Annotated in this window: 22 protein-coding genes; 13 read left to right on the forward strand and 9 right to left on the reverse strand. The window is 61.1% G+C overall.

Annotated features, from left to right (window positions below; translation table 11 throughout):
* The 3 genes from QQL28_RS26455 to QQL28_RS26465 form a co-directional block, all read left to right on the forward strand.
* The coding region (locus QQL28_RS26455; RefSeq protein WP_488798570.1) for an ATP-binding protein at positions 1-1,599 on the forward strand (1,599 nt) is incomplete at its 5' end.
* Positions 1,600-1,828: 229 nt separating this feature from the next.
* Positions 1,829-2,311, forward strand: a complete 483-nt coding sequence (locus QQL28_RS26460; RefSeq protein WP_284270192.1) for a hypothetical protein — start codon at positions 1,829-1,831, stop codon at positions 2,309-2,311.
* Positions 2,312-2,819: 508 nt separating this feature from the next.
* Positions 2,820-2,969: a hypothetical protein gene (locus tag QQL28_RS26465; RefSeq protein ID WP_284270194.1), complete on the forward strand. Its 150-nt coding sequence runs from the start codon at positions 2,820-2,822 to the stop codon at positions 2,967-2,969.
* Positions 2,970-4,095: 1,126 nt separating this feature from the next.
* On the opposite strand, the gene QQL28_RS26470 is transcribed toward QQL28_RS26465, so the two are convergent.
* The 3 genes from QQL28_RS26470 to QQL28_RS26480 all read right to left on the reverse strand — a co-directional run bounded on the left by QQL28_RS26470 (position 4,096) and on the right by QQL28_RS26480 (position 6,921).
* Positions 4,096-4,296 (reverse strand): hypothetical protein, encoded by a 201-nt coding sequence (locus QQL28_RS26470; RefSeq protein WP_284270196.1) that lies wholly within the window; start codon positions 4,294-4,296, stop codon positions 4,096-4,098.
* Positions 4,297-5,143: 847 nt separating this feature from the next.
* Positions 5,144-5,698 carry an ANTAR domain-containing response regulator gene (locus QQL28_RS26475; protein ID WP_284270198.1) on the reverse strand — a complete coding sequence of 185 codons (555 nt, stop codon included), beginning with the start codon at positions 5,696-5,698 and terminating at the stop codon, positions 5,144-5,146.
* Between the two features lie 41 nt (positions 5,699-5,739).
* Positions 5,740-6,921, reverse strand: a complete 1,182-nt coding sequence (locus tag QQL28_RS26480; RefSeq protein ID WP_284270200.1) for a transporter substrate-binding domain-containing protein — start codon at positions 6,919-6,921, stop codon at positions 5,740-5,742.
* A 346-nt stretch (positions 6,922-7,267) separates the two neighbouring features.
* Here QQL28_RS26480 and QQL28_RS26485 point away from each other — a divergent pair, with 346 nt between their 5' ends.
* The 9 genes from QQL28_RS26485 to QQL28_RS26525 are packed head-to-tail and all read left to right on the forward strand — an operon-like array spanning position 7,268 to position 16,871.
* Positions 7,268-8,785 carry an amidase gene (locus QQL28_RS26485; protein ID WP_284270202.1) on the forward strand — a complete coding sequence of 506 codons (1,518 nt, stop codon included), beginning with the start codon at positions 7,268-7,270 and terminating at the stop codon, positions 8,783-8,785.
* 58 nt (positions 8,786-8,843) lie between these two features.
* Positions 8,844-9,842, forward strand: coding sequence for an acetamidase/formamidase family protein (locus QQL28_RS26490; protein ID WP_284270204.1), 999 nt, complete (start codon positions 8,844-8,846; stop codon positions 9,840-9,842).
* 31 nt (positions 9,843-9,873) lie between these two features.
* Complete coding sequence (locus tag QQL28_RS26495; RefSeq protein WP_284270206.1) at positions 9,874-11,097, forward strand: urea ABC transporter substrate-binding protein; 1,224 nt, start codon at positions 9,874-9,876, stop codon at positions 11,095-11,097.
* A 40-nt stretch (positions 11,098-11,137) separates the two neighbouring features.
* Positions 11,138-12,004, forward strand: coding sequence for a branched-chain amino acid ABC transporter permease (locus QQL28_RS26500; RefSeq protein ID WP_284270208.1), 867 nt, complete (start codon positions 11,138-11,140; stop codon positions 12,002-12,004).
* Positions 12,001-13,074 carry an ABC transporter permease subunit gene (locus QQL28_RS26505; RefSeq protein ID WP_284270210.1) on the forward strand — a complete coding sequence of 358 codons (1,074 nt, stop codon included), beginning with the start codon at positions 12,001-12,003 and terminating at the stop codon, positions 13,072-13,074. Before QQL28_RS26500 ends, QQL28_RS26505 begins: the two co-directional genes overlap by 4 nt.
* Positions 13,074-13,796, forward strand: a complete 723-nt coding sequence (locus QQL28_RS26510; protein ID WP_284270212.1) for an ATP-binding cassette domain-containing protein — start codon at positions 13,074-13,076, stop codon at positions 13,794-13,796. Before QQL28_RS26505 ends, QQL28_RS26510 begins: the two co-directional genes overlap by 1 nt.
* A complete protein-coding gene (locus QQL28_RS26515) occupies positions 13,793-14,500 on the forward strand; it encodes an ABC transporter ATP-binding protein (RefSeq protein WP_284270214.1) in 708 nt (235 codons plus the stop codon). Before QQL28_RS26510 ends, QQL28_RS26515 begins: the two co-directional genes overlap by 4 nt.
* A gap of 40 nt (positions 14,501-14,540) precedes the next feature.
* Positions 14,541-16,055 (forward strand): amidase, encoded by a 1,515-nt coding sequence (locus tag QQL28_RS26520; RefSeq protein ID WP_284270215.1) that lies wholly within the window; start codon positions 14,541-14,543, stop codon positions 16,053-16,055.
* Between the two features lie 60 nt (positions 16,056-16,115).
* A complete protein-coding gene (locus QQL28_RS26525) occupies positions 16,116-16,871 on the forward strand; it encodes an SDR family NAD(P)-dependent oxidoreductase (RefSeq protein ID WP_284270217.1) in 756 nt (251 codons plus the stop codon).
* Between the two features lie 1,278 nt (positions 16,872-18,149).
* On the opposite strand, the gene QQL28_RS26530 is transcribed toward QQL28_RS26525, so the two are convergent.
* Entirely contained in the window at positions 18,150-19,475 is a 1,326-nt protein-coding gene (locus tag QQL28_RS26530; protein ID WP_284270219.1) for an NAD(P)/FAD-dependent oxidoreductase, read from the reverse strand.
* Between the two features lie 225 nt (positions 19,476-19,700).
* Between QQL28_RS26530 and QQL28_RS26535 the strand changes: the two genes are divergently transcribed.
* Positions 19,701-20,177 (forward strand): Lrp/AsnC family transcriptional regulator, encoded by a 477-nt coding sequence (locus QQL28_RS26535; protein ID WP_284270220.1) that lies wholly within the window; start codon positions 19,701-19,703, stop codon positions 20,175-20,177.
* 23 nt (positions 20,178-20,200) lie between these two features.
* Here the strand turns inward: QQL28_RS26535 and QQL28_RS26540 are convergent, their stop codons facing one another.
* The 5 genes from QQL28_RS26540 to QQL28_RS26560 all read right to left on the reverse strand — a co-directional run bounded on the left by QQL28_RS26540 (position 20,201) and on the right by QQL28_RS26560 (position 26,985).
* A complete protein-coding gene (locus QQL28_RS26540) occupies positions 20,201-21,862 on the reverse strand; it encodes an ABC transporter ATP-binding protein (protein WP_284270222.1) in 1,662 nt (553 codons plus the stop codon).
* On the reverse strand, positions 21,859-22,713 hold the full coding sequence (locus QQL28_RS26545) for an ABC transporter permease (RefSeq protein WP_284270428.1): 855 nt from the start codon (positions 22,711-22,713) through the stop codon (positions 21,859-21,861). The genes QQL28_RS26540 and QQL28_RS26545 overlap by 4 nt, the downstream gene beginning before the upstream one ends.
* Positions 22,710-23,660: an ABC transporter permease gene (locus QQL28_RS26550; protein ID WP_284270224.1), complete on the reverse strand. Its 951-nt coding sequence runs from the start codon at positions 23,658-23,660 to the stop codon at positions 22,710-22,712. The genes QQL28_RS26545 and QQL28_RS26550 overlap by 4 nt, the downstream gene beginning before the upstream one ends.
* A 70-nt stretch (positions 23,661-23,730) precedes the next feature.
* A complete protein-coding gene (locus QQL28_RS26555; protein ID WP_284270227.1) occupies positions 23,731-25,338 on the reverse strand; it encodes an ABC transporter substrate-binding protein in 1,608 nt (535 codons plus the stop codon).
* A 267-nt stretch (positions 25,339-25,605) separates the two neighbouring features.
* Positions 25,606-26,985: an aspartate aminotransferase family protein gene (locus QQL28_RS26560; protein ID WP_284270229.1), complete on the reverse strand. Its 1,380-nt coding sequence runs from the start codon at positions 26,983-26,985 to the stop codon at positions 25,606-25,608.
* Between the last annotated feature and the right edge of the window lie 2 nt (positions 26,986-26,987).

A 26,987-nucleotide genomic window follows, 5' to 3' on the forward strand; every position in this document is an offset into this window, starting at 1 on the left:
GCGGTCATTGGCCGAGAGTTCTCGTTTGAATTGTTGGCTGCAGTGGTACCATCCAAGCCCAAAGAACTTGCGGCCGCTTTGGCGCTGCTTGTGGCGGCAGGCCTGATCGGCGCGCGAGGAAGTCCGCCGCAGGCGACCTACACCTTCAAGCACAGCCTCGTGCAGGAGGCGGCCTATTCGACCTTGCTGATCAGTCGTCGCCAGACGCTACACAAGCACATTGCCGAGGCGTTGCAGAGCAGGTTTACGCAGATAGCCGACGTGCAGCCGGAACTATTAGCCCATCATTTCGCTGAAGCGGGACTAATCTCGCAAGCGATTGATTGGTGGAATCGGGCTGCTTGCCGGTCAGCAGAGCGGTACAACAACGTTGAAGCGGTCAGCCAGTTCAATCGGGCTTTGAGGCTGCTGACGGAGCTTCCGGATGAATCGCCGCGGCAACGCCGGGAGTTCGAACTGCGGGTTGCACTCATTGAGCCGCTATATGCGACCCATGGCTATTCGGGGACGGAGGTCGAGCAGAACTACGCCCGGTTGCTTGAACTCGGCCAGGGCTTGACAGAAACGCGGCAACTGTTGCGCATCCTGTGGGGTCGGGCCGGCGGAGCTTTGGTACGGTGCGACTTTGCGCGTACCGATGCCTACGTTCAGAATTTTCTCGAGTTGGCGCACAATGCCGGAGATGCAACGTCGGCAGCGCAAGGAGTTCGAATAAATGCAATGATAGCGCTCGCTAGCGGCGAGCTGGTCATGGCGCGCGAGCGGTTCCTCGCAGTGATAGATCAATTTGAGCGCGCAGGCACGGCGACGACGCTCGGCAACTATCTGACGATTCCGCGTCCAACGACCCTGGCGCAATATTCGATCGCCGCGCAACAACTCGGGCTTCTAGACGAGGCAGAGGAACTATGTGCGCGCAGTTTGCGTGAGGCCCGCGAGAGCAGCCACCATCTTACAAGCTGCTATGTAATCTATCATTGCGCGATGAAAGCAATGGTTGATCAGGATCCTGCCACCGTTTTCTCGCTAGCTGAAGAGCTCGTTGAGATCATGGATAGCCATCATGTTTCCTACTGGGAATGTTTCACGGAAGCGCTTCTTGGCTGGGCCTCGGCCAAAACAGGCGCATTGGATACTGGCTTGGCCCGACTGCATCGCAGCGCGGATATCCGCGATAGAATGCAGACCAGGATCTGGAGTCCCTATTTCCTGATCAGCGAAGCCGAAATCCTGTTGCATAACCAGAGGGGCGGCGAGGCCGTCACGTTGTTGGATCAAGCAGCGACAGAGGCCAACGCGACTGGGCAGCACTACAGCGAGGCTGAAGGGTTTCGGGTACGAGCCTGCGCGAGACTGTCCCAAGGCGCACCGCTCGCGGAGGTCGAGGCGCTGTTTCAGCAAGGACTGGCAATTGCGCGACGGCAGAGCGCGCGGCTGTTCGAACTACGGACCGCGACGAGCCTGGCACAAGTTTGGCGGGATGTCGGACGACTTGATGATGCACGCGCGCTGCTCGCGCCTACTTTGGCTTGGTTTACCGGCTGTCGCGGCAGCGTGGACCTGAACCAGGCTCGCGAGGTGTCGAACAGCATGAGTTAATTCGATCTTGCGAGCTCTGCTCATCGCGGCTTGGGAAGAATCAGTTTGTATCGCTGCCAACGGGAGCACTGTCAGCCGCGCTTATTCCCTGAGTCTCTCACCTAGATACTTGCGAAGGAATATTGCGCCGTCGCGACTCCTCCCGGCATGCAGCTGCTTAACCATCTGTTAACCATAGCTTAGTCATGATGCTGCTGGTGTGTATGTGTTCTCGACGAGCTTGAACTGCATGGCGCAGCGTAGTTCCAGAGCGCCGGTTGGTGGGGATAAGGACGTCCTGAGCTTCCCCTCACCGCTGGCACCAGACAAGGGAGCAACAGCCCTCGATCTGGTATATCAAGCGGCCGATGTCTTCCGCGGTATGGAGGAGCGCGCCCGCGAGACCGAAGCCCGTGCCCAGTCGCTTTGCACGAGTGCCCTGGAAAGATTGCGGCTTGCGGAAACGCGAGCGGAGGCCGCCGAGCAGGCACAACGTGAACTGATCGTCGCTGCCGAACGTAAGTTGCAACATGCGTGCCGAGCGCTGGAACAAGCCCAGTCCTGTATTGAAGCACAGAAGGACAAGTTGACGGCCGCGGAGCTTCGTGCCGAAGTTGCCGAAGCCGAAACGCGACAAGCCAAGGAAGCGCTCGCGCTCGTTGAAGAGGCCATTCGCAAGCGTCTGCTGTGCGCAAACCCGCATGCCGATGGCAGATTGGCGGCGGTAGCTTGATCGATTGCGACTACAATGGCTCACCGGGTGCTACCGCTCGGGGGCGCGGCACGGGCGAACTCACCCCGCTGTGAGCCTGGCAGTACCGCCTCCTTTAGCATTTGAAATCGGGTGGGATGGGGTTCGACCCAAATAGGGTCCGGTGCAGCCTGAGAGACTCATTTTACTTACGGGACCACACGCCGCGTGACCCGCACGCGCCAACTCAGAACCGGGCGGTAACCAACTATTAACCATGTTGGGCGGGGGGCGCTGAAAGAGAGTCCGACCTTGCCGATCCGCTTGCAAGGGATCATTCTAAGGCTGGGTTGATCGAAGCGGCTCTCGCGCCACCAGCGCCCTAGCGACCGGAGCCAATGATGCCAGTGCCCGACGGGGCCCGCGCCGACAGTGCCAGCGTCCTAGCGGCCAGAGAAAGCGAGCATCGACCTCCGCGCCCCACGCCGCGCAAGCGCTGGCGCGACGGAGGGGCGCGGTTGGGGTAACGCCCAACGCGTAGGAGGTTGCCATGCACCTTCATTCATACCGGGACGAAAGTCGCTCCAGGCACTTCGACTTGATCGGCCACAACTGGTCAATTGACCTGATCACAGTAACGGCTGCTGGCATCCTGGTGGTGGGCTTCGCCGGCGCCATCGCAGCCTTGCTGGTCCGATAAGGCCCTTGGTCTGTGCTCCAGTTGCAAAGCCGGGCGCGCTGCAGGACGGACGAACCGGGCTAAGGTCGGGAAGGCGTCGTCTTGACCGGCGGCAGGCCGGTACGATCGATCACGTCTTCGCCGACGATCTTCACGGGCTTCGCATCTCGATCAAAGGACATGAGGGCAAATAGCCGATCTCGACGGTGAAGCACGTCGAGAGCTGATTGATCTCGTTTGGTCCGGATCTATTCCGCGCAGCGTGCCGTATGGGCCATGAAGATCCGCCTCCAAGCACCAAGATCGGTCCTACCGCGCGGCCCGACAGAAACACTGGATCACGGTGAAGAACCGAAGCCATCCGGCGATGGAGCGCGAGATCCAAGGAACGTCCGCTCGTCAATCCGGTTGGCAAGTGAGGTCTCGCGATCGCATCTTGCCAGACCTGGAGCGACTTCGTTGGCAAAAGAATTGGTCTCGAGGACTGAGCTTGAACTCATTGCTCTTCAGGAAATTCGAAGCTTTCCTGGTGCCGAATTGGTTATCCCCGTCGAGCTCGAGTGCGACTTTGGTCGGTCTGCCGGCATAAATTGGACACTCCATGTCGTCGCGAAGGAAGGGGCCGATCTTGATCGTATCCACCACGCGGCCAAGACGACCAGTGACCGGCTGAAGCGCAGATACGATCTTCGGTTGGGCTAATTCCGCTCGCTCAGCAGAGGCGACCGCATGGCAGGCAACGAAGCGATCGAGCAACAAAGGTGGAACTATGACCGTCCTCCTTCACGTCAACACTGGCAAACAGGTTGGCGATGCAGAGCACATCAAAGTCTTCGCCACGGCTGATACGGCGGAACGGTGGTTTGAGGAGAAACGACCCGGAGGGTGTGGCGTTCGAATACGAGGTTGTGGAGTGAATCACGTAGGCCGAAGACAGCGATTTGCATACCGGCAATCGCAGCCCTTGCGCCGGCTATGAGCGCGGCACTAGAGGCCGCGAATTGCGGTGATCGAGGCACGCGTCGGAGCCGGACTCGTTGACGCCATAGCCGAGCTTGCCCATGCCCCCGGTGATGCCGATGGCACGCGCGCGAACTTGGCGCTGGGCCCCACGGAATCGATGCCCTAACTTGTCGATCGACTTGACCTAGATCAATCCCTTCTCGGTAACGCGCAAGCTGCGCACGTAATAGCCTTCTCTCTGAACGGCTGACCTGATCTCGTCGCTGACTTTGCAAACCCTCTTTCTGCTCCTGCGCCACTTATGCCTGGAGCCAAGCGCGGGTATCGTTGAGCCCGCGCTTAGGACGAGCAAGTCGCGCTTATCGTTGCGATAGACATCAAACATCTTTCGCCCCCGTTGATCATACTGAAACAAAAATCGACATATATTTCGGTCTCGACCGCGCAGCCTAATGTCTCGGATGTCGACGCGGGTTGTAAATGTGCAACGGTCGCCACTTTCTGCGTCACGGTGTCCCGGTTGGGAAGGTACTGATACATGCCCCCAGCGCATCAGCGTCATCCTTGGCATGTACAGTTGTCATTCTGACTGCTCGCCGAGAGTCGAGCGCTGCCCAGATCGAACCTTGATCTAGATCAAGCCGAGGATAGCCGGAGCGGTGTGCGTCACCCGGCGGAAATGGGTGATCAAGGAGTTCGACCAAGCTCGACCAAAAACTTAGGGCGGGTATACCGTCTGGATGTGGCCGCCAGCTTTGAGAATTTGTGCTTGGAAATCAACGCGGAAACATCTTCATAAATGATTGAGTGGGAGTAGGGGGGCGGCTGGCATCGCGCGGCTTAGAGTAGTTTGGTCGAGTTGTTTTCGCCTCTTTTGCGTTGAGTTTCTGACCGAAGTAGTGAGCTTGACCTATCCCAGCAGAGGTCCGAAATCCATTACGTCTTAACTGATGGAGTATCGCGGCGCGCTCGATCGTACAAATGGATCGGGCGTTTAAAGTCTGGCTGGGAGCACCGACAGGTTTTGGCGCAAAGCGGCCGAAAGCCGAATTGCCGCTCCCGCCGGAATTTGCGGCAGTCCGGCTCCGCGCAGTGCTCTGCGCAGCTTCAAAACAACCCTCATGGGGACGTGCACTATAGTAGATCAAGCGGACTCTGGAGGCAGCGGATTTGGGCAGCTGACCTGGCGGAGTTGCAGCATTAGCGGCAGCGATCCCGCGCGGCTCCAATTGCTATGCCGTTCGTGTAGTCCGGTTCGGCATTCCGCCGGCCGCCACGATCTCCGCGCTCAAGACCTCGATCGTCGTGCGATGCCGCATTGCCGTCTGCCGAATGAGCGCGAACGCGTCCTTTTCTGACATGTCGTGACCGCGCATGATCTGCAGGACGGCGGCGAACACGACCCGCCGGGACCGGATGCGATCCTCCAGCTTTTCGATGTGCGCGGCTTGCTCCAATCTTTGTTGCGCTGAATCGAACGCGACCACAAGTGCGGTGTAGAGCCCTGCAGAACGGAGCGGCTTGACGAGAAATGACGCGGGTCGCAGGTCCAGCAGCCACTTCAATCGACTGGGCGTTTCAGTTCCGATCAGCGCAATAATCGGGATGCTGCCTTTCCACAAGATGGCATGGTCGGACTTGATGGGAATGCAGTCTGCATCCAACAGGATGACGTCGGAAGACTGGTCACGCGGCGGCTCGGCCGGATCATGCTCGGAAATCGTCATGCCGAGGCGACTGAGCTGGCGGCGTACAATCGGGATTTCGCGCTCATCCCTCATCACCATGAGAGCGCGACGGCCACGGACGGAAAAGGGGGATGGTCTGGTCATTTCACGATACGCAAATGGTTCGAGCGTTTCGCTGCTGCATCATTTCTCTTTCCCGACCTCCTGCCAATCGCGCTCAGGTCGAGGTTCGAAAGATAGGGATCAGGACGTTCAGGGGCATCCGCTTCCCAGAAGATGCTGAACTGACATCCAGGCATGGAGCGTGCCAGCCGCGGCGTAAGGAAGCAGTGATTGTTCTCGGGATCGACCCAAACCGGACCCTGCGGGGAATCGTAGCGATGATTTGCCGCGGCGCGCCGCACGGCGCCAACCTCCGCCGAACCCGCGCGGCGGATGGCGCGGGCAAGCAGCATGACGCACACATAAGTGGACTGTCCGTCGACCGAGAGGCTGCTGTCCTCGCCATGGCGCGCCTTCCATCGCGCCACAAAGCTGCGATTTTCGGCACCCTCGATGCTCTCGAAATAAGCGGATGAGGTGATGCACCCGACCGAGGCCGCCGATCCGATCAGCTTGAGCTCAGGCTCGCACAGGCTGCAGCTCAGCATCGGGATCGAGAGGCCGGCACGCGTCGCCGCCGCATGGAGGGCGCGCATGAACGCGTAGCTGGATTCGCCGACCAGCGTATTGAACACGACCGGGGGTCTTCGGTCGATGACCTCCGTGACGATGTGGTCCACCGCGGTCTCACCGAGTTCGAGCAGGCGTTCGGCAAGGATACGGCCGCTGGCGCTGGTCACGATTTCGCGGATGACGCGGTTCATTTCCCAGGTCCAGATATAATTGGACCCGATGCAGAATACGTCGGCGGAGATGTGGTCGAGCATGTGACGCACCAGCGGCACGACATGCTGGTTGGGTGCGGCGCCGACATAGATGACGTGGTCGCTGCTTTCGAACCCTTCGTAGCGCGCGGGATGCCAGAGCAGCCGCTCGGTCCGTTCGACGATCGGAATGACCTGCTTGCGTGAGGCCGAAGTGTAGCAGCCGACGATATGACCGACGTGCTCCTCGCGAATGAGATCGGCGCAGGCGGTGTGATATTCGGCGACGACCCCGCCGGGATCGCGGAGGTGAGCTGTGAACGTGAAGTCGAACGCGTCGCTCTGGTTGATTTCGTCGACCGCCATCAACGCGCTCTTGCGCATTTCGCCGGCCATCATGGTGTAGGGTCCCGACTGGGAGAACACGAGGCCGAGAGGGATGGACGGCTTGCTCACGAAGAAACCCAGATGCTGTGCGGCAACAGTCTCGTCGCAGGAAACTAGGCCTTGCTTCCTTGCATCGTCAATCCGCACTGCACGCCATTGATGCGGCCAGCATAAAAAAGGTGCTGACGTCGCATTGACAAGGCTGGCGGCGCTAAGACACAATAACGGCTACGTGAGCGCGTGCATGGCGAAAGAGTTCTCGCACAGCCGATGACGTCTGAGTGACGACTTCCAAGTTTCGATCTGCACCGTAACCTACGCGACCATTGATAGCATCGGCATTGTTGCCATTCGGGGCCTTCTCGGGCCGCGGGTGGCTTTTTTCGTTTTGTCTCCCCGACATGAAGGGTGGAGCATGGCAGTTCGCCTTCCGACGCTGGAGCAGATCGAGGGTCTCGGCGCCGACTTTGGTCTCGTCCTCACCACCGATGAGATCGCTGCATTTCAGCAGGCTTTCAAGGGGCCGTTGACGTCCTACGGCCGCCTGGACGAGCTGGTGCCGCCGACGCTGGCGCCGGTCGCGCCTCGCTCGCCGGGCTATCGGCCTGTGGCGTCCGAAAATCCTTACGGCGCCTGGTACTGGAAAACGAACATCCGCACCGGCGCAGAAGGGGTGTTGAACGGCAAGAAGATCGCGATCAAGGACAATATCTGCGTCGCCGGCGTGCCCATGATGAACGGCTCGGCGCTGCTCGAAGGCTACGTCCCCGAACTTGACGCCACCGTCGTGACGCGGATCCTCGACGCCGGTGGCACCATCGCCGGCAAGGCAGCGTGCGAGGATCTCTGCTTTTCAGGCGCGAGCCATACTTGCGCCGGCGGCGTGATCCGCAATCCGCACAATCCGGCTCACAGCGCCGGCGGTTCCTCCGGCGGCAGTGCCGCGCTGGTGGCATCGGGTGAGGTCCCGATGGCGCTCGGCGGCGACCAGGGCGGCTCGATCAGGACGCCGTCGAGCTGGTGCGGCGTCTACGGTCTGAAGCCGACCTGGGGCCTGGTGCCGACCACCGGCTCGATGCCGATCAGCTATTCGGTCGATCATTGCGGCCCGATGTGCGCTTCGGTCGAAGACGTCGCACGCCTGCTGACGGTCATCGCCGGTCACGACGGCTGGGACACCCGGACCATTGCCGCGCGCACCGGCGACTATATGGCGGCGCTCGGCAATCCGGCGAAGGGATTGCGCATCGGCGTATTGCGCGAAGGGTTTGGGCATCCCGAGAGCGATCCCGCGGTCAACGAGAAAGTCCAGCAAACCATTGCGGCGCTGGGCAAAGCAGGCATCGCAAGTGAGGACGTCTCCGTGCCATGGCATCTCGATGGACCGCACGTCTGGAGCGGCGTCATCCTGGAGGGCGCCGCCGAGATGATGCTGAAAGGCTACGGCGTCGGCAACAACGTCCAGGGCTACTATCCGGTCTCGATGCAGGAGGCGCTTGCGCGCGGCATGGGGACGCGGATCAACGACGTGTCGCCGACGGTGAAGCTGGTGCTGATGCTCGGCGAATACATGCATCGCTACTATCACGGGCGCTATCATTCAAAGGCGCAAAATCTCCGGCTCTTGCTGCGTCGGGCCTACGATGACGCGCTGCAGAAATTCGACGCGCTGGTGATGCCGACGATTCCATTTACCGCGACGCCGATCCCGCCGCCCGATGCGCCGCTCAACACCGTGATCGACGTCGCGCTCAACATGCAGGCCAACACCTGCTCGTTCGACGTTTCCGGGCATCCTGCCTTCACCGTGCCATGCGGCCGCGTCAATGGTTTGCCGGTCGGCCTGATGCTGGTCGGGCGCCACTTCGAGGAGGCGACGCTGATACGGCTGGCGCGGGCGATCGAGGCCGCCGGAGACTGGAAATCGAACTGAACAAGGCAAATCCGGCGTCGGCGTGCTTGCATTGTCGATTGCCGCCGAGGATTTCGCAATGACCGACGAAACCTGGCTGAAGAGCTCGATCATGGCAAAGCGCGGCCTCGCAAAGGGCCACGCGGGACGACGCCACGAGCTCACGATCGAAAAGCAGGGTCCTTTCCATTACGTCTACGGTCCTTACACAAAGCCGGTTCTCACCATCGATCCCGGCGACGTCGTCGCCGTCGAGACCGAAGACGCCTTTGGCGGCGTCATCACCAGCGAGAAGGACAGTCCGACCGCAAAGCTGAAGTTTCCCTTCCTCAACCCGCAATGCGGCCCGATTGCCGTCAACGGCATCGGGAAGGGCGATTGTCTGGCTGTGCATATTCTTGCCGTGGAGACCCGCGGCGCGCAGCCGGCCGGCAAGACCTGCATCATTCCGGAATTCGGCGGCCTTGTCGGAACCGCGTCGACCGCATTGCTCAATCCGCCGTTGCCGGAGCGGGTGAGGGTCATGCATGTCGACAAGGACGGCGTGCGCTGGAGCGACAAGATCACGCTGCCGTACCAGCCGTTCATTGGCACCATCGGCATATCGCCCGAGATCGAGGCGATCTCGTCGCTGCAGCCGGACTATCACGGCGGCAACATGGACCTGCCGGACGTCGCGCCGGGCGCGATCCTGTACTTCCCCGTGCATGTCAAGGGCGGCTTTCTCTATGTCGGCGACTGCCATGCCGCCCAGGGTGACGGCGAATTGTCGGGCGTCGCGATCGAGCAGCGCGCGACCGTGACGATGCAGATCGACGTCATCAAGGACTGGAGCTTTGCGTGGCCGCGGCTCGAGACCAGGGAATTTATCATGACGATCGGCAGCGCCCGGCCGCTCGAGGATGCGGCGCGCATCGCGTATCGCGAGCTGGTTCGCTGGATGAGCGCCGATTACGGCTTCGACGAGATCGACGCCTACATGCTGCTCAGCCAGGCCGGGCGGATGCGGCTCGGCAACATGGTCGACCCGAAATACACGATGGGCGCGTCAATTCTGAAGAAATACCTGACTTCATGAAACATCGGCAACCGCGAGGAGGACTAGTGCTATGAGGGTCAATCGCAGAACGTTCATGCAGGGTACGGCGGCCACCGCTGCCGCCGGGATGTTTTCCTCCAGCGCCGTTGCGGAAGAGCCGATCAACGTCGCCAGCATTCACGATCTCTCCGGCGGCCTCGACATCTACGGCAAGCCGATGGTCGACGCGATGACCCTTGCCATCGAGGAGGCCAATGCGGCGGGTGGTCTCTTGGGCCGACCGCTCAAGCTGATCAACTACGACACCCAGTCGAACATGCAGCTCTACACCCAGTTCGCGCAGCAGGCGGCCCTGAAGGACAAGGTCGCGGTCGTCCATGGCGGCATCACCTCGGCCTCGCGCGAGGTGATCCGGCCCGTGCTCGACAAGTTCAAGACGCTCTATTTCTACAACACCCAGTATGAAGGCGGCGTCTGCGATCGCAATCAGTTCGACACCGGTGTCACTCCGGCGCAGACGGTGGAGAAGCTGGTGCCCTATGCCATGAAGAAATGGGGCAAGAAGGTTTACGTGATCGCGGCCGACTACAATTACGGCCAGATCACCTCGCAATGGGTGAAGAAATACGTCATCGAGAACGGCGGCGAGGTTCCCGCGATCGACTTCTTCCCGCTCGACGTCACCAATTTCGGCCCGACCATCTCCAAGATCCAGGCAGCCAAGCCGGATTTCGTCTGGTCGGCGCTGGTCGGCGGCGCGCACATCTCGTTCTATCGCCAATGGGCGGCCGCCGGCATGCGCAAGAGCATTCCAATGGCGTCGACCACTTTTGCGGTCGGCAACGAGCACATCGTGCTGTCCCCCGATGAATGCAACGGCATGCTGATCTGCTACAATTATTTCCAGGACCTGAAGAACCCGGTCAACGAGAAGTTCGTCGCAAGCTTCCTCAAGCGCTTCGGCGCCGACTATCCCAACATCACCGAGCTCGCGATGGGAACCTATCAGGGGTTCCGGCTGTGGGCCGAAGCGGTGAAGAAGGCCGGGAGTATCGACCGGATGAAGGTCATCGAAGCCCTCGAAACCGGCATCAGCATCGACGCGCCGTCCGGCAAGGTCACGATCGATCCGCCGACGCATCATTGCGTGCTCGACGTCCACATCGCCGAGGTCGCCGACAAGAAGCTCAAGGTGCTGGAGGATTTCGCCCAGCAGAAGCCGGCCGATACCGCCGCGGTCTGCGATCTCATCAAGAACCCGACCGACAACCAGCAATATGTGATCAAGATTTGAAAGCGGGCCGACCCTCAATTCTTCCTTGGGAAAGGTGAAAGTGGATCTCGTCGCTCTCCTGGCCATCCAGGTCCTGTATGCGATCGCCAGCCTGGCGCTGATCAGCGTCGGGCTGGCGATCATCTTCGGCATGATGCGCGTCATCAACCTCGCGCATGGTGAGTTCCTGATGCTCGGCGGCTATGCGGCCATCGTCGCCACCAGCCACGGCATCAGCATCTGGATCGCGATGCTGGTGGTGGCGCCCATCGTGGTCGGCCTCATCGGCGTCATCGTCGAGCGGACCATCATCCGCTTTCTCTATGGCCGCATGATCGACACCATGCTGGCGACCTGGGGTCTCAGCCTGTTCCTGGTCGGGCTGACCACGGCGATCTTCGGCAATACCACGGTCGGCATCTCGGCGCCGCTCGGCAGCTTCCAGATCGGCGCCTACCGTACCAGCGTCTACACGCTGTTCGTGATCGCGGTCGCGGCCGTGGTGCTCGCTGCGATCTTCGCACTTATACGCTGGACGCGGCTCGGCCTGATCGCGCGCGGAACGATGCAGAACGCCAACATGGCGGCAGCGCTGGGCGTCAATCCGCCGCGCGTCTATGCCGTCACGTTCGGCGCCGGCGCCGCGCTATCGGGGCTCGCTGGCGCGGTGCTGGCGCCGGTCTCCGGCGTCTTTCCCACCATTGGGGTCGCCTATGTCGCCAAATCCTTCATCACGGTGATCGGCGGCGGCGCCGCCATCCTCAGCGGCACGGTGTCGGCATCGGCGCTGTTCGGGACCATCAACCAGATCGCGACCTTCGTCACCACGCCGGTGTTCGGTGAAGTCGCGTTGCTCGCGGCCGCAATCATCCTGATCCGCCTGCTGCCGCAAGGCATCACCGGCCGCTTCTTCCGGAGAGGGCTGTGAACGCCCGCTCGCTCAATCTTGTCGGCCTCGGCCTCGTCGGCGTGGTCGGAGTTGCGTTCCTTGTGCTGGTGCCGCGCGTCGTCGAGCTCGACGTCGTGCTTGAGCTCACGGTCTACATGATCATGGCGATCCTGGCGCTGAGCCTCGCTCTGGTCTGGGGCTATGGCGGCATCCTTTGTTTCGGCCAGTCGGCGTTCTTTGGGCTCGGCGCGTATACCTACGCAATCGCGATGTTCAACATCGGCGAGAGCACGGTCCCGCTTCTGCTCGCCGTCATCGTGCCGGCGGCCTTTGCGGCGCTGCTCGGCTATTTCATGTTCTACGGTCGCATCAGCGACGTGTATCTCGGCGTCATTACGCTGACGGTGACGCTGATCCTGTTCAATTCCATCAACTCGACGGCGGGACCGGAATTCCATATCGGCTCGGCACGGCTCGGCGGCTTCAACGGCATTCCCGGCATCCCGCCGCTGAATTTCCCGGGCAACAAGGCTGCGCCGATCGATCTCGAAGGCATGTTCTATCTGGCGACTGCCGCACTGCTCGCGACCTATTTTGGATTGCGCCTGCTGCTGGCGAGCCGGTTCGGCCGCATCATCGTCGGCATCCGGGAAAACGAACGGCGCGCCGAGCTGCTCGGCTATGATCCGCGCGCCTACAAGCTTGCGACATTCACCATCGGTGGTGCGCTGGCCGGATTTGCCGGCTGCCTGTTCGCCAATTGGGGCAACTTCGTCAGTCCCACGATCTTCGGTCTCGCCCAGTCCGCGCAAATCATCATCTGGGTCATCGTCGGCGGGCGCGGCACGCTGATTGGGCCGATCGTCGGCTGCATCGGCATTCAATGGCTCACCACCGCGCTCGGCGCCAACCAACCGAGCGGCGGCTCGGACCTGTGGGCCAAGATCTTCGCCAATGCACCGTTGATCTTCGGCATCATCCTGATTGCCTTCGTGCTTCTGGTGCCCAAGGGGCTGGTGCCGACGCTTGGCGATATCGGCCAGTCGCTGCTCGCCTCGCGTGGCAAGGGAGCCAAGCGGCTCCAGCCCAAACGGGCGGAGGAGGGCTGATGGCCGCACCGCTGCTTCAGACCCAGGATCTCAGCATGCATTTCGGCGGCGTTCGCGCCGTGCGCCATGTCAATTTCTCGCTGGCCGAAGGCGAGCTGCGTTGCCTGATCGGTCCCAACGGGGCGGGCAAGAGCACATTCTTCAAGATGCTGACCGGGCAACTGGAGCCGACCCATGGCCAGGTGCTGTTCCGCGGCAAGGACATTTCGCACGCGCATGCCCACGACATCGCTCGGCTCGGCATCGGCATCAAGACCCAGGTGCCGAGCGTCTTCGATGGTCTTTCGGTGCGTGAAAATATCTGGCTGGCGGCAAACCGCCTTCATGCCGGCGACAAGACGAGGCGCGTCGTCGACGAGATGCTGACGCGGGTCGGCCTGACGGAAGCCGCCGATCGCCTGGTGGGGCAGCTGGCCCACGGACAGCGGCAATGGGTCGAGCTCGGGCTCGTGCTGGCGACCGATCCTGAATTGATCCTGCTCGACGAGCCCGCCGCCGGCATGACCCATGAGGAGGTCAACAAGACGGCTGAATTGGTGCGCGAGATCAACCGTACCAAGGCGCTGATCGTCGTCGAGCACGACATGCAGTTCATCCGCATGATCGCTAAGCAGGTCACCGTCTTCAACCAGGGGAGCGTGCTGGTCGAGGACACCGTGGACAACATCATGCGCAATCCGCAGGTGCGCGACGTCTACCTGGGCAAACAGGCGGCCGCATGATGCTCGATGTACAGGGATTGCGAACGGGGTACGGCCGGATTCCGATCCTCAACGGGGTGAGCTTCTCCGTCAATGAGGGCGAATTCATCGGCATCCTCGGCCACAACGGCATGGGCAAGACCACGCTGCTGAAGGCGCTGATGGGGTTTTTGCCGGCGACCAGCGGCCGTGTGATGTTCGGCCATGACGATGTCACGGCGATCGAGCCCTACCGGCGCGCGCGGCTCGGCCTCGGCTACGTGCCACAGGGCCGCGAGATATTCCCCGGGCTCACCGTCTACGAGAATCTGCGCATGGGCTGCAGCACGCAGGACGGCGTGGAAGGCGACATCATCGCAACCGTGCTGGAGGAGTTTCCCCGCCTGAAGCCGTTGCTCGATCGCCCCGGCGGCGCGCTGTCGGGCGGCGAGCAGCAATTGCTGGCGATCGCGCGCTGCCTTTGCGGCGACCCGCGGCTGATCCTGCTCGACGAGCCGACGGAAGGCATCCAGCCCTCGATCATCGACGAGATCGCCGACACCCTGCAGCGGCTCCGGGCCAGGAGCGGGCTCACCATGATCCTGGTCGAGCAGAATCTGGACTTCATTGCTTCGCTGTCGCAGCGGATCCTGATTATCCAGAAGGGCGCGATTACCCGGGAAGTGGCGCCGGGCGAGCTCGGCGACGCAAGCCTCGTCGGAGAATTCGTCGGTATCGCAACGTAGGCCCGCCGCACGCGGGCATGATCAGAGGGAGACCCAAGCCATGGCCGTCAGGAGACCTACACTCGATCAGCTGCGCAGCGTCGCCGAGGATCTCGGCATGCATATGGGCGATGCAGAGCTCAAATCCTACGACGCGCTGATGCAGGCGAACTACGCCGCCTACGATGCGGTCGATGCCATGCCGGACTATGTGCCGGCAGTGAAGTATCCGCGCACGCCCGGCTATCGTCCCGAGGGCGAGGAAAACAAGTTCAACGCCTGGTACGTCAAGACCGAGATCAAGGGCGCCCCGAACGGCAAGCTTGCCGGCAAGAAGATCGCGCTCAAGGACAACATCTCCCTCGCCGGCGTCCCGATGATGAACGGCGCATCGACACTGGAGGGCTATATCCCCGATACGGATGCCACGATTGTCACCCGCATGCTCGACGCCGGCGGCACCATCGTCGGCAAGGTGCATTGCGAATATTTCTGCTTCTCCGGCGGCAGCCACACCTGTGCGGCGGGTCCCGTACACAATCCGCACAAGATGGGATACTCCGCCGGTGGTTCGTCCTCAGGCAGCGCGGTGGTGGTGGCGACCGGTGAGGCCGATATGGCGATCGGTGGCGATCAGGGCGGCTCGATCCGCATTCCGGCCGCTTTCAGCGGCATCTACGGCATGAAGGCGACTTATGGCCTTGTGCCCTATACGGGCGTGATGCCGATCGAGCTCACGATCGACCACACCGGCCCGATGACGGCCAATGTGCGCGACAACGCGCTGCTGCTGGAGGTGCTGGCAGGACCCGACGGACTTGATCCGAGGCAGGGCGCGCTCAAGGTCGGAAAGTACAGTGACGAGATCGACGGCGGCGTCCGAGGATTGCGTATCGGCGTCGTGAGAGAAGGATTTGGTCATCCGAGCTCGGAGCCGGACGTCGACGCGAAGGTCAAGGCTGGTGCCGACCTGTTCCGCAAGCTCGGCGCCACTGTCGAGGACGTCTCGGTCCCGATGCACCTCGCCGCGCCGGCGATCTGGCTGCCGATCGCCGCCGAAGGCGCCACCGAGTTCATGATGAAGGGCAACGGCATGGGAACGAACTGGCGCGGTCTCTACAACACCACGCTGCTTGACGCCCACTCCGCCTGGAAGCATCGCGCGGACGAACTGTCCGACAGCCTCAAGATCACGATGCTGCTCGGCCAATATTTCACCAAGCACTATCGCGGGCACTTCTACGCCAAGGCGCAGAATTTGAACCGCAAGCTGCGCGCAGCCTATGACGAGGCTTTGGCCAAATACGATCTGTTGCTGATGCCGACCCTGCCGATGAAGGCGACGCCGATACCCCCGGCGGATGCGCCGCGCGAGCTCTACATTCAGCGCGCGTTCGAGATGGTTCCCAATACTGCGCCGTTCAACGCCAGCGGACATCCGGCGATGAGCCTTCCCTGCGGCCTGAGCAACGGTCTTCCGATCGGGCTGATGTTGATCGGCAAGTATTTTGACGAGCCGACGATCTATCGCGCCGCCGCCGCATTCGAGGGCGCCGGCGACTGGAAGAAGATGTAACCGGACCGAGGCGGCCTGCCGGCATGCGAGCAGGCCGCCGCACCAGCAACGGAGGCGACCATGGATCTCGGATTGCAGGGAAAGAGAGCGCTCGTAACCGGCGGCAGCAAGGGCATCGGGCTTGCAATCGCAGAGCTGTTCGCGGCCGAGGGCGCCAACGTCGCGATCTGCGCGCGCCAAGCCGACGAGGTTGGCAACGTCGTGAAGAGGCTCGCGGCGAAAGGAGTCAAATCGTGGGGCAGGGCGATCGATGTCGCCGATCCGGTCGCGTTGAAGGGCTGGATCGACGGAGCCGCCGCTGAGCTCGGCGGCATCGATACCATCGTCTGCAACGTCAGCGCGCTGGCGGTCGGCGACACGCCGGAGACATGGGAGAAATCATTTCGTACCGACATGATGCACACCGTCAATTCAGTCGCGGCCGCGGTGCCTTATCTGGAGAAGTCGAAATCGGCTTCGATCATCATCGTCTCGAGCGTGTCGGGCTTCGAGGTCGATTTCGCCGCCGGCTCGTACGGCGCCTTCAAGGCGGCCCTGATCCACTATGCCAAGGGCCTGAGCAACCAGCTGATCGCCAAGGGCATCCGCGTTAACGCGGTGTCGCCGGGCAACACCTATTTCGAAGGCGGCATCTGGCAGAACATCGAGCGCGGCATGCCGGATCTCTACAAGACGGCGATGTCGCTCAACCCGACCGGACGCATGGGCACGCCGCAGGAAGTTGCGGCCGGCGTCGTTTTCCTGGCGAGCCCGGTCGCGAGCCGCATCTCGGGCACCAACCTCATCATCGATGGGGCGCTCACAAAGGCTGTCTAGCCAGACGTTCGTCGAAGTGGTTGTTGTAACTCGCATAGGAATGGCGACGATGTCGAGGCGCATGTTGGGAGAACGAAAAGATCATGCGGATTCGAGTTGCGCTGGCTTCCGAAGACGCCAAGTTGAACGCTAGACTCCTTCTTCTGAGATCTTTGTAGGGGCGAAGGCCGTTGGGAGTGGCGTCGCGCATTCGGCCGCGCGCCTTAAGACCCACTCGCAGGCCACTCTATTGGACGAGGCACCCTGGTCGAAGCCCCAGGGCCGGCAGCTCTTGGCGCAAAGCGGCCCAGTATGGCTGGCGCGCAGTGGCAAGTGAATGCGAGGCGCATTGAACGAATGGACCAGCGCGTTCCTCGTCTCTGACGGTATTTGAAGCCACGGCGCACCAGTGCGGGCATGGCAATCTTTGGCTACGCGGGTAGCGCTGATCAGTCGATTGACTCCAATAGGTAGTGGATTCGCCAGCATTGCGAATGGCTCGAATTTTTCTGTGAATTCAAGACCGAAAGATTGCGGCGGACATCCCGTCGGGAGTTGTCCGTCAAACTTGAAGATTTGTGATTGCAAATCAAGGGCGAAACGTCGTCCGAAATGATTGAGTGGGTAGTGCGGCCGGCTAGCATAGCGCACTGTGGCGCAGTTTGTTCGAGTTGTTCTCGCCTCCTTCGCGTTGAGAGTTCTGATCGATGTGGTGAGCTTGGCTTATCGCAGCAGAAGTCCGAAATCCATTGCGTCTTCACTCATGGAGTATCGCAGCGCGCTCGATCGTACAAAAGAGTCGAGCGCTTAAAGCCCGGCTTGGCACACCGGCAGGTTTTGGCGCAAAGCGGACTCACTGGCCGTCATGTCCGCACTGCAATCCTTGAGCGGTTTCCGTTTGCGACGGATCACCGCTCCTCAATACGCCCCGGCTTAAGCCATTGTCTTGAAGGGGCTTTTTCAATCGAGGAATGAAAGACCCGTGTGCAGCTACGGTGACTACCTACGGATCGCGTTCGACGACGGTTGATGCCGGCGCAAAAGCGGACGCGACCAACTGCATCGCAGATCTCGACAGATGCATCATTGACCGCTGCAGGCCGAGATGATCGCTCAATGTTGCCCCCTCATGCTTGGGGCGGAATAGACCGCGCTCGTGAAGGATAGGAATTACGAGTACAGAGCAATACGGCGTGGATAGCGCGCCCGAACTGCTTGCGGCGTCGAAAACCGCTGGCGGGATATCAACGCGCTACGGGTTCATTGCCGCGGGCGATACGAGACACTGCGTTGTAACATTCAAAATTCGGAAACGTCTCCGACAGCGAAGCCAGCGAAGCGACCTGGCCGGTAGGGCTTCGGATCGACGATGGGCGCCGCCCCGGTCACGATATCCGCGACCAGATGGCCGGAGCCTGGACCGATACCAAAGCCGTGGCCGCTGAAGCCCGCGGCCAACATCAAGCCGGGTAGACTCGAAACCTCTCCGATGACCGGCACGCCATCGGGTGTCGAGTCGATGTAGCCCGCCCATGCAGCCGTGATTTTCGTGTCCCGCAGTGCAGGTAGAAGTTCGAGGGCGCGCCGGTGCGTGAGTTGAATCGTGCTTCGATCTGGTGCCGGATCCAGAATGCGAACACGCTCCATCGGCGTCGGGCCGTCGAGCCGCCAACGACGGAGCGTTTCATGTCCCGACCTTACACCCTCGAGGCCGCCGGGGAGCAGACTGCGCCAGCGCCGCAGGAACATCGGGAGGAATTGCGGGGCGAAGCGCAGTTGCTGCGCGGTCGGATCGACCCGCCCTCGGCCGCTGATGGCGAGTGTATATCCGCCATCGCAGCGTTTCGTCACCGAAATGCTGGAGGTATGCATTGCATCGGGCAAGCCCTTCGCGCCCTGCGATACTGAAAGGATCGACGACCGGATTGATGCGAGCGGAAGGCGGATGCCGGACTGGTGGCAGAAGGAGGAGGACCACGCCCCGCCTGCCAATATGGCGACCTTCGTGCGAATCGTGCCGCGCTCGGTCACGACCCCACTCACCCGACCGCTTTGGGTCTCCAATCCACGCGCCGCGCAGATCTGGTGCACGGTGCTTCCAGTTTTCAGAATGGCCCGCGCGACCGCAGGCGCCGCATTGGCGGGATCGGCGATGCCGTCGCTCGCCGAGAGGACGCCGCCCTTCCAGGCCCGCCCGGTGGCTGTCCCATGGGATGTCGCTTCGGTCGCATCAAGCATGCGAGTGTTGACGCCGACGCCCCGGGCGAAGTCGCGCCAGCGCGCCCAGCCCTCAAGTTCGGTCTCATCGTTGCTCAGATAGAGGAGGCCGCAGCGAGAGAAACCGGTATTCTCGCCGCTTTCAGCGCCAAACCGCTCCCACAGGTCCAGGCTTTTGGTCGCCATCGGCAGCTCTCGGGCATCGCGGTTTTGCTGGCGGCACCAGCCCCAGTTTCGGCTGGATTGCTCGGCTCCGATCCGACCCTTCTCCACGAGTGCGATCCTGAGGCCCCGCATTGCGAGATAGTAGGCGGCGAAGACCCCGACGATCCCGCCTCCGATGATTACCGCGTCGGCGCTGGCGGGGAGATCCGGCGATGTCTCAATGTGGCTGAGTGGCGCGGTCATCCTGCGTTCCTGGACTTGGACAGCTGCATCCTAGCTCGCGCGGTCGAGCGGGCGGCACCAGATTTCGTGACATCTCAGCATTTTATGCTGTATGCTCTCAGTGCTATAAAATGCTGTTCTGTCCGGATCTTGCTCGTCAGTGATGGACGCTTACCGCAGTCGAAGTAAGATTGTGGTCGCGCTGCGCCGAATTTTCTGCTGCGGCTACTCGACGGAGGACGGTCAATGAAGCTGGATCGGATCGACATCAAAATCCTCCACGAGCTCCAGAAGAACGGGCGCATCACGAACGTCGAGCTTGCCGAGTTGGTCAATCTGTCGCCCAGCCCATGTCTCATGCGCGTGAAAAGATTGCAGACCGAGGGCTATATCGACGGCTACTCCGCCCAGATCAACATGCGCAAGCTGGGCCAGACCCTCACCGTGTTCACGGAAGTGACGTTGAAGAACCATCGGCAGATCGATTTTGCCCGCTTCCTGAGTGCGGTCGAGAAGGTCGACCAGCTCATCGAGTGCCATCTGGTCTCGGGAGGCTACGACTACATGCTCAAATTCGTCACCGCCGATATCGGCGAGTACCAGACGATCATGGAGCGTCTGACGGACATGGATATCGGCATCGACAAGTATTTCAGTTTCGTCGTGCTGAAGTCGCCCATCGTCCGCTCTCACATGCCGCTGACCAGCCTCTTTCCGCTTTGATTGCCGCCGGCACGGGGTATCTCTTAGTTGTGACAATAGGTTCGCACCTGCTCGGCGTCCTGATGCAATGTGTCGAGCCAGGCCGGGTCCAGCTTCGGTACCGAAGAGAACAGAAGCCGACTATAGGGGTGCTCTGGCGCTTTCAACCTGGCCGGCGCGATCTCCTCGACCTTTTGACCGCGATGCATCACGATGATTTCGTCGCAGATTGCCTGAACGACGGAAAGATCATGGCTGATGAAGATGTAGGACAGCCCGAGCTCTCGCTGCAGGTCCTTCAAGAGCTGGATCACCGCGGCCGCTACCACGGTATCAAGCGCCGAGGTGATCTCGTCGCACAGGATAAGGGTTGGTTCGGCAGCGAGCGCGCGCGCGAAATTCACTCGCTGCTTCTGACCGCCTGAAAGTTCTCCCGGCCGCCGATGGCGTATCGACTTGGGGAGCCGGACAAGATCGAGAAGCTCGCCGATGCGCGCATCGCGCGCTTTACCCTTCATGCCATGGTAGAAGGTAAGAGGTCGCCCCAGAATGTCTTCCACCGATTTCGCAGGATTGAGTGCGGTGTCGGCATGCTGAAACACGATCTGTATCTGGCGAAGTTCGTCGCGCGTGCGGCTGCGGCCGGCTCTCCCCAATTCCAGGCCGTTGAACATGATGTCCCCCGCATGGGTTGGCAGGATGCCAGCGATTGCCCGAGCAAGGGTCGATTTTCCGCAGCCGGACTCGCCGATGATGCCCAGATTTCGACCGCGATCCAGCCTAAGGCTCATCGATTTAACGGCACTGACCAATGGTTCTCCGCTGCCCGCACGAGAGCCGTAGCCCACGGTCAGCTCGTTCACCAGAAGCAGCGCCTGCTTTGTGGCTTCCTCGCTTTCTGGTGGCCGCTCTTGTGCCTTCGGCCTGAACGCCGCCAGGAGCTCGCGCGTATAGGGGTGGCGGGCATCTTCAAGAATCTTGCTGGTCGAGCCCGCTTCTTGGATTTCACCGTTTCTCAGCACGACGATCCCGTCGGCGATCTGGGCGACGACGGCCAGATCGTGGGAGACATACACGCCGGCAATCTGATGTTGGGTTGTGACAGCCTTGAACGCGCGCAGCACCTCCACTTGTGTGGTAACATCAAGCGCTGTGGTGGGCTCGTCGAAGATGATGATCTTCGGCTGGCCGATCAGGGCCATGGCGGCGGCCAGGCGCTGCAACTGGCCGCCCGAGACCTGATGAGGATAGCGGCTGCCAATCGTTTCCGGCTCCGGCAGCGACAGGCCCCTAAACAGCGAAATGGCTTTCGCTCGTGCCTCGCCGGCCGTCATGAGCCCATGGATTCGGGCCACTTCGATGACTTGATCCATGATCGTGATCGCCGGGTTGAACGCGGCGGCAGCGCTCTGCGGTACGTAGGCGACCGTCGTGCCGCGGAGGTGGGACCGTTCCGACTCCGAAAGGCTGACCATGTCGATGCCATCCACCCGCACTTCGCCGCCTGTAATTCTGCAGCCCTGCCGGGCGTAGCCCAGGAGCGTCATGGCAATCGTCGTCTTGCCTGAGCCGCTCTCGCCGATCAGGGCGACGATCTCGCCCTCGGCGATATCGAGGCTGACGTCCTTGATGATCTCGATCTGCCTGCCTGAGTCGGTCGTCGCTTCAACCTTCAGGTTACGGATCTCGACGAGGTTTCGCGTCATTCGACACTCCGATCGCGGATCCTGGTCGGCAGATTGTCGATCAGAAGATTGACGCTGATGGTGAGACTTGCGATGGCCAGCGAAGGAAGGATCACCGCCGGCGCACCAAAGGGCAGGCCGCCAATGTTCTCGCGCACAAGCGCGCCCCAGTCGGCGTAGGGTGGTTGTACGCCGAGTCCGAGAAAAGACAGACCGGAGAGCAGAAGCACAATGAAGACGAAACGCAGGCCGAGATCGGCCAGCACGGGGCCGAGAATGTTGGGCAGGATCTCGGAGGCGATGAGATAGGGAAGGCGTTCGCCTCGAATACGGGCCACCACCATGAAGTCCATCGTGTTGACATTGACCGAGAGGGCGCGGGCGAAGCGGTAGGCGCCCGGGATGTAGATCACAGCCAACGTCCCGATCAGCGCCGGGATCGACGAGCCGACCGCGGCGACAACTACGAGGCCGAATAGCTTGCTGGGGATCGAGTTCAGCGCATCGAGAAACCGGCTCAGCAAAGTGTCTAACCAGCCTCCGGCAACCGCCGCGGTCATGCCGAGTGCGACGCCGGCAAAACAGGCGATGGAGACGGCAGCAAGCGAGATGCCAAGCGTATAACGCGCTCCCATCAGGATGCGGGAAAAGATATCCCGTCCCAGATAATCGGAGCCGAACCATAAGTCCCGGCTCATCGGCCCGAAATAATCCGTATCGACGATCTCGCCGACGGAATGCGGGATCATGTGCGGAGCGAAAAGCGCCACGACAACCCAGAGAAAGATAACGCCAAGGGCTGAGAGGCCTACAAGATTGGCGCGGTAGCCCAATCGAATCCCGCGACGATCGGACAAAGTCGAATTCGTCATCGGAGCCTCGGATTGGACAAGACGGCGATGATATCGGCCGCCGTTATCAAGAACAGATAACCAACACAGAAGATCATCGCGCATGTCTGGATCAGCGGGAGGTCGCGGGTAGAGACGGCATCAACCATCAGCTTTGCTATGCCCGGATAGTTGAAGATCGTCTCCACAATGATCACACCGCCGAGCAAATACGACAGCGAAAGCGCGACCGAATTGACGATGGGGCCAAGCGCATTTGGCAGCGCATGTTTCAGCACCAATCTGGAACGTGAGGCCCCCTTTAGGAGCGCCATCTCCACATAGGGTGTGTTCAACGTCTCGACTACGGCGGCGCGGGTCATTCGGATCATCTGCGCAGAGACACCGAATGTGAGCGTCACAACCGGCATCGCATAGACCCGCAGCAGGTCATGGAACGACTTGATCTCGTTGGTGAGCGACAAGGCCGGCAGCCATCTGAGATAGACTGCGAACAGCAGGACGGCCAGAGTCGCGATCATGAACTCCGGTACGGAGATGATGCCGATGGTGGCGACCGTAACAAACCGGTCGTAGAGTGTGCCGCGCCAGATCGCGGCGGTGATGCCGAGCGTCAGGGCGAGGGGCACCGAGACTGCGGCGGTCAACCCGGCAAGCTTCATCGTGTTGGCAAATCGTCCGCGTATCAAGTCGGCGATTGGCACATTGTTGGCATAAGATGTTCCGAAATCGCCCCGGAAGAGGCCGCCGATCCATCTCAAGAATCGAAGGATTGCCGGGTCGTTGAGATGCATCGCGTTGCGCAAGCCCTCGATCGCTTCGGGCGTCGCCGACTGTCCGAGCAGGATCGTGGCCGTATCGCCTGGCAACAGCGCGGTGGCAAAGAAAACCGCAAATGAAACGATCACGAGTGTGATCAAGGCGATGAGCAGCCGCCTTATCACGAGCGACGAAACCTGTTTCCTCACATTCGCGCTCCCGCATTTCGTCAGTCCTCGGTCCCGATATCAGGACCGAGGCCGAGACCTCGAAGGCCGATCAGGCGGTAAGCCAGATATATTCGGCGAAGGCATAACCCATCATGCCTCCGAGCGGGTTGGGCTCAAGTCCTTTCAGCTTGTCGGTGATGGCGTCCACATTGGAGATATAGGCCGGAATGATGGTGCCGGCTTCTTCCGACACCATGATCTGCATGTCGTTGTAGATTTCACGACGCTTGGCCTGATCGAGCGCCCCACGAGCCTCGATCAGCATCTTGTCGAACTTTTCCGAGCTGTATCGGCTCTCGTTCCATGGCGCATCCGACTTGTAGAGCAGGGAGAACAGAATGTCGGGCGTCGGACGTGGGTTGATGTTGCCGAAGTGGATTGGCGCCTTCAGCCAGTAGTTGTTCCAGTAACCATCGGTGGGTACGCGCTTCACGTCGAGCTTCAAACCAATCTGCGCGGCAGTCGCCTGAACGATCATGGCCATGTCGATCGCCGAATTGGCAGCATCGGAGGTGATGACCTCGATGGACTGGCCGAGAACACCGGCCTTTTGGAAATGGAATTTGGCCTTCTCCGGATCGAACTGCTTCGGTTTGAGGGCCGCGTTGTGGAAGAAGTTGGCTGGCGACACCGGTTGATCGTTGCCGACGACGCCGAAGCCGCGCAACGCAGACTTCACAATCTGCTGCCGATTGACCAGATATTTCATGCCCTCGACGAAGTCCCGGTTGTTGCCGGGCGCCATGTCCATGCGAATGTTCAGGTCCGTGTAGGTGCCAGAAGTGGTCGTAGATAGTGTGAAGCCGTTCACGCCCTCGAACAGACGCACCGAACGAGGATTGATGGCGGCAGCGAGGTGAATGTCTCCGGAAAGCAGGGCGTTGATACGCGCGTTTTCATCCTGGATGGCGAAGAACTCGAATGAGTCGACATTCGAGCTTTCTTTGAAGTAGTTGGGATTCCGTACGCCGATCGAGCGCACGCCGGGCTCGAACTGCTTGCATTTGAAAGCGCCGGTCCCGTTACCGGACGAGAAATCAGTCGTGCCGTCGGCCACGATCATGAAGTGGTGCATGGACAGGATCGTCGGAAGATCTGCGTTGGGGCTCGCCAGCGTGACCTCAAGCGTATTCTTGTCGACGGCCCTGAATCCCGTCATCTGAGCGGCGATCGTTGCGACCTTCGATCCCGTTGCCTTGTCCTGATGACGCTTCAGCGAGAAGATGACGTCATCGGCGGTAAGGTCCTTGCCATTGTGGAAGGTAACGCCTTTCTTCAGCTTGATTGTCCAGCTCTGCGCATCGCTGGTCTCGATCGACTCGGCGAGCTCCATCTGGGGTACGCCCGCCTTGTCGAGAAATGTCAGGCGGTTGTAGAAGGAGCAGCAGCGCACATAGTCGGTCGAGAGCGAGGCTTTGGCGGGATCGAGCGTGTCGGCAGTCGAGGAGGACCAGCCGGCTGCCTTCAAGGCGCCTCCTTTGACGGGCGTCGCGGCTACCGCCTCGGACGCGCGTCCGACGATGGCGCTGGCGGCGGTCAACGCCACGCCGCTCGCCAGCATCAGCTTCAAAAGATCGCGCCGCGAAGCCCCGCTGCGGATGGCGCTCTCGACCATGGCATCGTCTGAAGAGGACCAGTTCGTCGTCTTGTGGCTCATGTTAATCCCCTCGTCGCTGGCTGGTGGCTGATGCTGCGGTGAGCGGCAGATTATTCTGCCGGCCATTGCGGCGGATGCCTGCTGTCTCGTCGAAACGATCCGGCTGCGGCGTCTCACCTGGCTTGCATTCTTTCCCGCGCTCGAAGTCTCGCAGGTTAGTCCCGCGATGGTGGACGAAAAAACCGGGGCCGACGGCACAAAATTGCGAAGATGCGGCGATTTGTAGTATTTCAGACCTGCCGTCAGCCGCGCGCTTGTGCATGCCTATTAATGTTGCAATGCGGCGCGCACATCGGCATCGGCCAGTGTTTCGTCGAGGGTCTTGGCCGTGCGCTCGATGATGGCTTCGATATCGGAGTCGGAACAACACAGTGGCGGGGCATAACCCAGCACGCCTGTCGGGAAGGCCCGGATGATCAGGCCGTTTTTCCAGGCACGGTCAAAGATGCGCCTTGCAGGTTCTGCCGCGATCGGAAGCGGGGTCTTTTGTTTCTTGTCGGTGACAAGTTCGATGGCGGCCAACATGCCGCGGCCGCGCACGTCCCCGACGAGGGGATGATCCTTTAGCGATTGAAGGCCCGCCATCAGGCGTGCGCCCGCTTTCACGCCATTGGCCAGCAGCCCGATTTCGTAGAGGCGCAGCACTTCCAGGGCAACCGCGGCACTCACGGGATGAGCAGAGTAGGTGTATCCTTGTCCGACCGCGCTCGAACCTGCCGCATCGGCGATCGTGCCGTAGACATGATCGGACAGGAAGACAGCACCCATCGGCACATAGCCTGAGGTCAATCCCTTGGCGACCGTCATGATGTCCGGCACGATTTCGTCCTCGCTGCACGCAAAAAGCGGACCCGTTCTGCCGAACCCGGTAATGACCTCGTCCGCCACGAAGAGGATGCCGTAGGCCTGACAGCGCGCGCGCATTGCCTTCATCCAGCCCTTCGGTGGCACGAGCACGCCGCCTGATCCCTGGATCGGCTCCGCATAGAACGCGGCGACGCGTTGCGGGCCTCCGATCTCCGCAATTTTCGCATCGAGCGCCGCCAGCGAGGCCGCGATGATGGCATTCCCATCGTGTCCGGCAGGATTGCGATACACATAGTGCGAGGGGATCTTGTGCTGCCAGCTGAGCGGCACGCCAAAGCCGGCATGGAAGGTAGACAGTGCAGTCAGCCCGGCGCCGACCGTCGAGGACCCGTGATAACCTTGCTCGATGGAGATGAATTGGTCGCGCTGCGGCTCACCTCGGGCATGCCAGTAGTAGCGAATGAAGCGTACGGAGCTGTCGACTGCGTCCGAACCGCCGAGGGTGAAATAAACGTGGTCCAGGTCGCCCGGAGCCCGCTGCGCCAATTCCGCCGCAAGCCGAATCGCCGGTTCCGAGCCAAGGCTGAAATAGCCCGTTGCGTAGGGAAGCTCACGCATCTGCCTCGAAGCGGCCGCAACGATGCTCTCGTGCCCATAGCCGGCATTGACGCACCAGAGTCCGGCGAAGCCGTCGACGAGCTGGTGGCCGGAGGCATCCGTCACCGTCGCTCCCTCGGCCGATCTCAGCACCTTGACGCCGGTTGCCTCGTGGCCCCGATAGGAGGTGACCGGATGGATGAGATGGGCCCGATCGAGCTCAATGAGTGAGTTGCTGAGCATTC

Origin of the sequence: Bradyrhizobium iriomotense (assembly GCF_030160715.1) — a bacterium.
In the GTDB taxonomy this organism is placed as follows: domain Bacteria; phylum Pseudomonadota; class Alphaproteobacteria; order Rhizobiales; family Xanthobacteraceae; genus Bradyrhizobium; species Bradyrhizobium iriomotense.